The organism is Peribacillus sp. NPDC096447, assembly GCF_044762725.1.
Classification (GTDB): Bacteria; Bacillota; Bacilli; order Bacillales; family DSM-1321; genus Peribacillus.
In genome coordinates this window covers 1-8,503 of record NZ_JBIWEV010000021.1, presented here as the reverse complement: position 1 = coordinate 8,503, position 8,503 = coordinate 1, and the positions used below count along the sequence as shown (strand labels likewise).

At 34.0% G+C, this 8,503-nt stretch carries 9 protein-coding genes; 2 read left to right on the top strand and 7 right to left on the bottom strand.

What is annotated here, in order from left to right:
* Positions 1 to 235: 235 nt before the first annotated feature.
* Complete coding sequence (locus ACIQZD_RS26030; protein WP_402907749.1) at positions 236 to 511, bottom strand: hypothetical protein; 276 nt, start codon at positions 509 to 511, stop codon at positions 236 to 238.
* A gap of 183 nt (positions 512 to 694) precedes the next feature.
* The gene (locus ACIQZD_RS26025) at positions 695 to 1,069 is read right to left on the bottom strand and encodes a VOC family protein (RefSeq protein WP_402907746.1); all 375 of its coding nucleotides are present in this window, start codon (positions 1,067 to 1,069) and stop codon (positions 695 to 697) included.
* A gap of 432 nt (positions 1,070 to 1,501) precedes the next feature.
* Here ACIQZD_RS26025 and ACIQZD_RS26020 point away from each other — a divergent pair, with 432 nt between their 5' ends.
* Together ACIQZD_RS26020 and ACIQZD_RS26015 are read left to right on the top strand one after the other, a co-directional pair.
* Positions 1,502 to 2,263 carry a polyphosphate polymerase domain-containing protein gene (locus ACIQZD_RS26020; protein WP_402907743.1) on the top strand — a complete coding sequence of 254 codons (762 nt, stop codon included), beginning with the start codon at positions 1,502 to 1,504 and terminating at the stop codon, positions 2,261 to 2,263.
* Complete coding sequence (locus tag ACIQZD_RS26015) at positions 2,263 to 2,946, top strand: DUF4956 domain-containing protein (protein WP_402907740.1); 684 nt, start codon at positions 2,263 to 2,265, stop codon at positions 2,944 to 2,946. The genes ACIQZD_RS26020 and ACIQZD_RS26015 overlap by 1 nt, the downstream gene beginning before the upstream one ends.
* A gap of 437 nt (positions 2,947 to 3,383) precedes the next feature.
* Here the strand turns inward: ACIQZD_RS26015 and ACIQZD_RS26010 are convergent, their stop codons facing one another.
* The 5 genes from ACIQZD_RS26010 to ACIQZD_RS25990 all read right to left on the bottom strand — a co-directional run bounded on the left by ACIQZD_RS26010 (position 3,384) and on the right by ACIQZD_RS25990 (position 8,319).
* A complete protein-coding gene (locus ACIQZD_RS26010) occupies positions 3,384 to 3,881 on the bottom strand; it encodes a GNAT family N-acetyltransferase (protein WP_402907737.1) in 498 nt (165 codons plus the stop codon).
* Between the two features lie 317 nt (positions 3,882 to 4,198).
* Positions 4,199 to 5,056 carry an MBL fold metallo-hydrolase gene (locus tag ACIQZD_RS26005; RefSeq protein WP_402907734.1) on the bottom strand — a complete coding sequence of 286 codons (858 nt, stop codon included), beginning with the start codon at positions 5,054 to 5,056 and terminating at the stop codon, positions 4,199 to 4,201.
* Positions 5,057 to 5,524: 468 nt separating this feature from the next.
* Positions 5,525 to 6,727 carry an IS110 family RNA-guided transposase gene (locus ACIQZD_RS26000; RefSeq protein ID WP_402907731.1) on the bottom strand — a complete coding sequence of 401 codons (1,203 nt, stop codon included), beginning with the start codon at positions 6,725 to 6,727 and terminating at the stop codon, positions 5,525 to 5,527.
* A gap of 269 nt (positions 6,728 to 6,996) precedes the next feature.
* Positions 6,997 to 7,704, bottom strand: a complete 708-nt coding sequence (locus tag ACIQZD_RS25995) for a CPCC family cysteine-rich protein (protein ID WP_402907728.1) — start codon at positions 7,702 to 7,704, stop codon at positions 6,997 to 6,999.
* A gap of 174 nt (positions 7,705 to 7,878) precedes the next feature.
* Entirely contained in the window at positions 7,879 to 8,319 is a 441-nt protein-coding gene (locus ACIQZD_RS25990) for a hypothetical protein (RefSeq protein WP_402907725.1), read from the bottom strand.
* Positions 8,320 to 8,503: the final 184 nt, after the last annotated feature.

Here is an 8,503-nt window from a genome sequence, read left to right as displayed (position 1 = left end):
ACTTTCCAAGATCTAACCTAGTTTAAAAGTATAACTAAATAGCACAAAACTTTCCAAATACGGTTCATTGGAAGGTTATTTGGCATGCACAAATTCAGTATAGCATGAAATATTTTAAGTTTTCATTGAAAAATGTTGACTAACTATTAGCTGGTTTAGTTGCATAACAAAAAGCTGCCTTAAAGACAGCTTCGATCTTCGGCTAACGCACCCGTTAGCTGAATAAGGAGTCAATCTACGAAAAAAAGTCCCATAAAGCGAAAGCACCTATTACAACTGGGATGATTGATAACAGTATAAGAATTATTTTCGCTATAATATAGGATTTACTTGCTATTTTGTGAAAAAGAATCATATCCTGTTCTGCCCAAGAAGCATAGGTATCATTTCTTATCCATTTCCACTTCTTAACTTCCTTCAGATGTTCCTCTTCCGTATATTTTAACAAAACCAATATGAAAAAGATTATTCCTGGAATTAAAAACAATAATCCAACAACCAAAGCATCCAATCTTTCTCCTCCTAAAAGGCTGTAATTCACATAATTTTATCAGAAAACAATCATTTAGCCTTTTGGTAGAATATGGACATTCTTCTTCAACTATCCTGCCCCTTTAGTTCTATAAGAAAAGGAGCTGCTGATCAGTTCCTGTCATTGAAGTAAAGCATCCGTTAAAATGCAATAAGAAAGTTTTTACCTTTTAATCCACTCTAACAATTCCATACGGTTACCAAAAGGATCAGAAATATAGAACCTTTTTGCACCTGGAAGTTTATCGTCTTCCATAACATCAATACCGTTTGTTACCAGATGTTTTTTTAATTCCTCTATATTTTCTATTTCAAAAGCAGGATGTGCCTTTTTGGCTGGATAAAATGGTTCTTCGATTCCTATATGTATTTGATAATTTCCAAATTCAAACCAAACCCCGCCACGTTTCTTTAATTCTTCAGGTTTTTCAACTTCTTCAAAACCTAAAATATTCTTAAAAAATTTTCTTGCAATGTCCTCACTACCTTTAGGATCTGCGAGCTGTATATGGTCAATTGATTTAAAAATAAAAGGCATTTATATCCTTCTCCTCTGACTTCAAATTGATATTACTTTTGCTATTTCCAATTTTACGCCAGTTGGAATGATAAGGAAAATTTAAAGTTGTTAATTATAACCATAAGTCATCCTTATGGAAATAATCTTTTGTTCTTCAACTAAACTGCCCCTATAGTTGCATAAGATCCTTTAAAAGCACAATCAGCTAGTCCAGTATGTTCATAGAATATAGAGGTTATTTCATTTAAAACGAATTTTATAAGACAAGGGATGTTATAATTTTTTCCTTTTTCGAAGATCTATCAGTAATAAAGATGATGTATTTATTGGTACTGATACAAAGATCAAGCTGTAAGATATTTTTTGCAGTGGACGTAGTGATTGAATGGAGTTCGGATTTAAAAATAGATCAGTAATAATTATAAGGATAAGAAAGGAAAGTGAAGAAAAATGGTCATTGAAATTTTTAGAAGGAGAGAGCAGAAGTATTTAATTACAAAAGAACAGTATGCGGAATTAGTGGAGAATATATCTTCTTATATGCGCTCAGATAAATATGGGACGGACGGCAAATATACCGTAAAAAGTTTATATTTTGAAAGCCCAGATAACAAAATTTACTTTGAAACAAAGAACAAATTAAAATTTCGCCAAAAGCTTCGTTTGCGTGTATACGAGAACACGGATATTAACGGTACTGCTTTTTTTGAAATAAAACAAAAGCATAAAAAGGTTGTAAACAAAAGAAGATTGGTCCTTCCCTTAGCTGAAGCTTATCGCTATTTATACTCATCAGAAGAGATATTAGAGGATTATGAGACATCGAATACACAGGTATTGCGGGAAATTCATCATTTTCGACATTTGTATAACTTACAGCCTGAGATGATTATAATTTACGATCGACATGCGTTTCATGGATTATTTGACCCTGATTTGCGTGTAACATTTGACTTGAATTTACGCTGCCGTAATGATGATCTGTTTTTGGAAAACGGTTCACAAGGAGAAAACTTTATTGATCCAAATCTAGTCGTACTAGAAGTGAAAGTAAATGATAGTGTTCCGTTATGGCTGACGCGTATATTACAGGATTTAAACTGCCAACAAGGAAGTACTTCAAAGTATTGCGCGAGTTCAGAGTTGTTAAAAATGAAAGATATTCCAGTTGAAATTACGAAAGAAGACGTACTAGTTAGGGGAGGGGAATAATGGATTTTTTAAATCAGTTTTTTTCAACGAGTGATGTTGAAAGTGGAACAGAAATATATATGACCTTATTGGCCATGCTGACGGCAACGGTATTAAGTCTAGTCATTACAAAAGTATATCAATTAACCTTTACTGGAGCGCGGTATTCCCAAGCATTTGTTCATACGATTATTATGATGAGTGTAATTGTATCTGTTGTCATGAATGTGATTAGTGGAAATGCAGGCGTAGCTTTTGGATTATTTGCTGTATTCTCACTCATCCGTTTTAGAAGTGCAGTAACAGATGCGAAAGACATCGCTTATATCTTTTTTGGTCTATGTGTAGGGATGACAAGTGGACTGTTTCATTTCGATCTAGCCATCGTCTTAACCTTATTTGCAAGTTTAATATTTTACCTACTATACAAATTCCAGTATGGAAAAGGAAAAGATACACAAGTTTTAAAAGTTACCGTTCCTGAGAACTTGAATTATCAAAATTTGCTTGATGACATATTTGAAAAATATACAGAGAGTCATATTCTATGTCAGGTAGAAACGACCAATTTGGGTACAATGATTTTATATACCTATATTATTCGAAGTAAGAATGCGACAAAAGACAAAGAATTGCTCGACCGCATTCGAGAAAAAAACGCGAACTTAAAAGTATCCCTAACTTATTTAGATATAGAGAAATAAAAGAAGTACTTCTTCTGTCCAGGAAAGTACTTCCTTTCATTGGTACACTTTCTAATCTGGATTGCCTTCATGGCAATCCTTTAATCTTTATCATTTCTTTGAAATAAGACAACTTAGCCTTGTTCTTAATTTCAAATATAAGAAACAGCACTGTGGTAGAGATTTAGTCATGTACGAAGACACAAAGTTAAGTACATTAGGGACATGAATTTGAGTACATAGAGTTATTAATCCACTCAACACCGCACCAATTCAATCTCTAACTGTTTTGAGATACAAAATCGAGTACATTATAAACAATACAGTCATATATAAATTTATCTGTAAACACAAAGGGGAAGGCAATATCTATACCCTCCCCTTTTTCGAACACAACTTATTTTTTTAATCTTCTTGATTATTTTTGTGATCCTTAATGAACTAACGCACCCGTTAGTTTAAGAAGATGTAGATAATAATTTATGCATTCTAAATCTCGGAACAGTATCTTCATCTTCTATTTTTAATACATCAAATCCATTTTTTTGATAAAAATTTATTGCCCTTTTGTTTGTGTGGGATACCCTTAATTGGTATGCATTAACACCATATTCTCGAAAGAAACGTTCTGCAAATTCAATTAGTTTAACCCCGTATCCTTTTCCACGATATTCTGAGATTAAGTAAAATAGATTAACATATCCAATCTCTTTATTCTCAAATTGTTTAATCTGCAACTCAACTTGCCCTACTTGTTTACCATCTATTTCAACAATAACAAGCCCACCAGGAAATTTTATAAGCCTTTCGGTAATCTTCTTTAAATAACTGTCATTATCTCCGAATAAACTCTCATCACCAAAACTAACTGTACGAATCTCTTCTAAACTTAATAATGGTTTCAGTGTCTCTTGATAGGTCAATGTTACGAAATGAAAACAAGCTAATTCCCCCATTCCTTATGCACGATATGCTTGATTTTAAAATACTTTATTTATAGTTTAATTCGAAAATGGAAGTTTTTCCTTCTTGAACTATCCTGCACCTATAGTTGCATAAGAAAAGGAGCTGCTGATCAGCTCCTGCTAATGAAGTAAAGCACCCGTTAGTTCATTAAGAAAAGTACCTCTTCTTTTTTCTATTTCTAAAATAGCCTCCTATTGTCGCTCCAAGACCCGCAAGTAAAACAACGAGTATTAATTCGCAATTTTATAAAATGCCCACCGTTAACTAAATAGGAATTCTTATAAACCTTGAGGACTGATCTCTTAAGCTAATTATTTATTTCGAACCCGTTCACAAAGTATCCAATCGTTTCAAGCTCTTCTTCATTTAGCTCTCTGTTTAGCTTGAGTTGATAAGATTTTTTTATATCTTCAAAGCGTCCCTCATATTGATCTGTCAAGGTGGCTACAGTCCTTAATAGTATTGCTTCTTTCTGATATTCATCCTTCGATATTGGCTTCCAATGGGATAGGACATAGATTTCAGCATCAAATTGATCGATTGTGTCTAATAATTGAATCGTACTTCGAGTCGTATAATTCCTTTTGTTTGAATAGATATCTGCATAAATAGAGTCGCCAAGGAAAAGTATTTTTTCTTCTTTGATATAGACAATGATAGAGTCTGGGGAATGATTGCCACCTACATGCTGCAAAAGACAAGATACTCCTCCTAGATCAAGCTCCATTCTCTGTTCAAAGGCTAAATCTGGTAATGAAATGATAATATTTCTTTCACTTCCAAATTCTTTTTTGATTGCATTGGCACAAAATTCAATTTCCAATCCCGATTTCACTCGTTCTTCTAAAGCAGAATCTGTCCATTCGTACGAGACAAGGTTCTTAATATTAGCTTTCGTTTGAATAGAAGCAACAGACAGCATATTCAAAGCAGACAAACCAAAAATATGATCCCAGTGCCAATGTGTAAGCACAACGATGCTTGGAAGTAGAATACCTTGTTCTTTAAGCTCTTTAAGAAAACAATTTGCATGTGCTTCTGAATTTCCTGCATCAATCATTAACGATCTGTTATCTCCAACCACTACACCTAGAATAGGTCTATCCGTTTCTGAAACAGGTGTTTGATACCAACATCGATTGCTGATTTTTTCCAAAGTTTGCATATACTTTCCCCCTAAAGATACTATCCTTCAGTAATTCCATAAGTATCTTAATAAACCCTTTGTCGCATTTTTAAAAGTATATGCTTATATTTCGTGAGTTACTGCAAATGATAAAAAACGTACCCAACGCTTTTATGAAGGATGGAGACTACATCTGGAGAGTGGCCCAATTATTCAATATTATGAATAAAATGATTTCCCCGATTCGAAAAAAAGCTACAGTACAACTTATTACGATTTTCAACTATTGCGCCATTTTTACCGCACAGTGGACTACTTGTTTTGGCATATATTAGCCATGTATACTATGTACTCTCCTTTTTCTTTTATTGAACTAACCAGCTAATAGGATGTCAATATCTTTCTCTAAAATTTTCATTTCCCTTATGATATACTATTTTTGTTCATGACAAATAACCCTCCAAAACCCTTTTGGAAGGATTTTTCTCTGTTTCATAAAACCGTTAATCAGGATAAATCTAGGAATGCTTCTTTTCTCTTTAATAAAGCGTAAATCCAATGAAGTAACTTATTCATACAGGCAACGATTGACACTTTGGCCGGTTTTCCTTCCGATTTTTTCTTATCATAGAAGGCTTTAAGCTTTTTGTTCCTTGAACTCCTTATGCCGCATATTACGGCAAGATACAGAGAATGACGTAGTCTGCTCGAACCCCTTTTGGTTATACGATTAATGGTTGCCGTAAACTTACCCGATGAGTGAACACTTGGATCCACTCCAGCGAAGGCAACCAGTTTTTTCGGGTGATTAAACCGATCGATTTCACCAATTTCAGAGATAATCGTTGCTGCGATTTTTTCTCCTATACCGGGAATCGATTGGATGATCTTATATTCTTCCATTTCATTTGCCAGGGACACTATACGATCTTCCAAATCAGAAAGGTGTCCCTGGTAATGAAAAAGCAACTCAATATACATACGAAGATTGATTACGTGACTTTCATACACATTTTTTTGAAATGGATTTCGAGATGCGCAATCCATTATTTTTTTTGCTTTTTCCCATGCCCATTCACCCGATCGGCTAGGACAGAACTGTATTACACTCTCTGCTAGTCTACTTTCTCCGGCCGTTAATACCGCCTCTGATGTAGGATATTCCTTTAACATCAATAAAGAAACCTTCGAATATAGATCCCCAAAAACCTTCCGGTATTCAGGAAACACTTGATCTAAAATGGTGTGAAACTGAAGTTTAGCTTCCACATACATATTCGTTACGATTTCCTGTTGTCTGGACAAATTCCGAAGGTCTAAAAGCTGAATTCCTCTAATTTTATGAGGGTCAAAATCCTCTTTGTAATACAGCACACACAACTGGTACGCATCGATAGCGTCTGTTTTTACCTTCCGTAAACTGGTCTTCTTTGCCTGATAAGAAATAATCGGATTTAGTAAGATATATAGAATCCCTTGTTCCTCCAAGTATTGAATAACAGGGGTATGGTAATGCCCTGTAGATTCTAAAATGACCATAGGCATCTGCCCTGTCACCTCTTCAATCCCTTTTAAAAAGTCTAAAAAATGATCTAATTCCTCTTTAATGTGCTTCATTGAAAAGCTCTTCCCATACGGTTTAGATTGATCTAAAAATGCCTGAACTTGACTCTCTCCTTTTGCCACATCCAGACCAACAACTGGATTCATTGTTTTCCCTCCTCTACATACTTACCAGTACCCCTAGTCCTCCATGTAGTGTCATAGCTTCGCTTGTTATACGAGATCTACGTCCCAAACAGCCTCAAACATGTTTCTACAAGTAGGGGGCGGACTGTTTAGTTCACGGGATCAAGTCCCACGCACCCGTACGTCCTACCCTGGCTACTGATATAATAGATTCTATTAAAAAAAGGTCAACCAGTAAAAACTGGCTAACCTTATAATACGAACGCACCCGTTAGTTCAATAAGGTACTTCTATTTTATATAAAAATTTATATCGTCCAATGCCAAACGAGACTGTTCCCTTACAAAACTACTTTCATCTTGAAATCCCTGATTAATTATTAACAAAACCAGTTCTTTGTTTATCTTTTTATATACTTTTGCAATATGTCCCAAACAAAGTATTGCGGTACCACGAATTTTAGCATCCTCGTATTCACTGTACATAACCATAATATCTTGAACAAAATCTAGGTCATCTGAACTTACGGATAGTTCTAATAAGCCATTTATAACTTTTTCCGTATCACCGGAATTTATAAGTTTAAAAAATTCTTTATTATTTTCTATATTGTTACTATATCTTTCAGACTTATCGTGTAAAATTTCATTTAAAATCTCCTCGTAAGACTTTATTTTGCTCCAAAGTGACATATATTCTAATGAATCTGTTTCACAGTTGTCTAATTCAACAAACGCACGTATTAAATTCGTTTTGGTTTCAATTTTTTTATCAGTTTGACTAAGTATATTTATTTTATCTCTATACATAATGAGATGTTTATTAAAATTTCTTCTTGCTTCTGTAAGTGAGTAATCTCCATTTGGACCACCCCAAACTTCATCTGCATATAAATCATCTTGTCCATCATCTTCCCAATTACAAAGTTCACATATATCATAACCCCCACGCTCGTCTAATGTCGGAAATCCACAGCAAGGACACTTTTCGCGTTGCACTAAAATCCCACCCTCATTTTTCTTATAAATTTCATTTATAGCAAAATCTTTCTTTACGGTTTAAACCTTCTTTCAAAACTAACCTCCCCCTTTAGTTGCATAAAGAAAGAGCTTCCTTAAGGACAGCTCTGATTTTCAGCTAACGCACCTGTTTGTTCAATAGTATTATTAATTCTAATCCCAAAAATTATAGATTGTCTCTCCAACACTTTTTGGCTTCCAATACGCTATTTGTTCCAATTCAGCACTGTTCAATTCATTATCATTTTCTAAAATAATCTTTCCAGTACTCTCTTTAATGTATAATGGTTCGTTAAGTTCCTCAATACTCAAAACCTTATAAAAAGGACTAAACTGTTTCAATAATTCGGGTTCATCAATAAATTTAATATTTTCAAAATCAACAAAAGAAGCAAAAGCTAAAAAAGGATAATGTTCATTAAGCACTATATGCAAATGTTTATCGAAAACTTTAACTTCGACATTTAAAAAATTAGTTGCAAATTGTGGTTCTACGAATTCCAACACTTTTCCGTTATTCCTTTTAATGATACTAAAACATTGCTGTTTAAATTGTTTCCCATCAATTATTGGTGGCTTATTATGTTTTTGCATTATAAAAACCAGTTACTCCCTTAGGAAGTTTCAATAAACATACACCCGCATTCATTATTTTTATAGCTTATATTCTCCATTCCTTATGCAACTATCCTGCCCCTTCGTATTATAAGGTCAGCCAGATATTTCTGGTTGAACAATTTTTATATCGATATATGATAACGGTAGCTGGGGTAGAACG

What these genes read in the sequence shown, in the direction of transcription:
- ACIQZD_RS25990 (WP_402907725.1), bottom strand. Translation starts at nt 8,319, where the DNA reads ATGCAAAAACATAATAAGCCACCAATAATTGATGGGAAACAATTTAAA.
- ACIQZD_RS26005 (WP_402907734.1), bottom strand. Translation starts at nt 5,056, where the DNA reads ATGCAAACTTTGGAAAAAATCAGCAATCGATGTTGGTATCAAACACCT.
- ACIQZD_RS26020 (WP_402907743.1), top strand. Translation starts at nt 1,502, where the DNA reads ATGGTCATTGAAATTTTTAGAAGGAGAGAGCAGAAGTATTTAATTACA.
- ACIQZD_RS26010 (WP_402907737.1), bottom strand. Translation starts at nt 3,881, where the DNA reads ATGGGGGAATTAGCTTGTTTTCATTTCGTAACATTGACCTATCAAGAG.
- ACIQZD_RS26015 (WP_402907740.1), top strand. Translation starts at nt 2,263, where the DNA reads ATGGATTTTTTAAATCAGTTTTTTTCAACGAGTGATGTTGAAAGTGGA.
- ACIQZD_RS26000 (WP_402907731.1), bottom strand. Translation starts at nt 6,727, where the DNA reads ATGAATCCAGTTGTTGGTCTGGATGTGGCAAAAGGAGAGAGTCAAGTT.
- ACIQZD_RS26025 (WP_402907746.1), bottom strand. Translation starts at nt 1,069, where the DNA reads ATGCCTTTTATTTTTAAATCAATTGACCATATACAGCTCGCAGATCCT.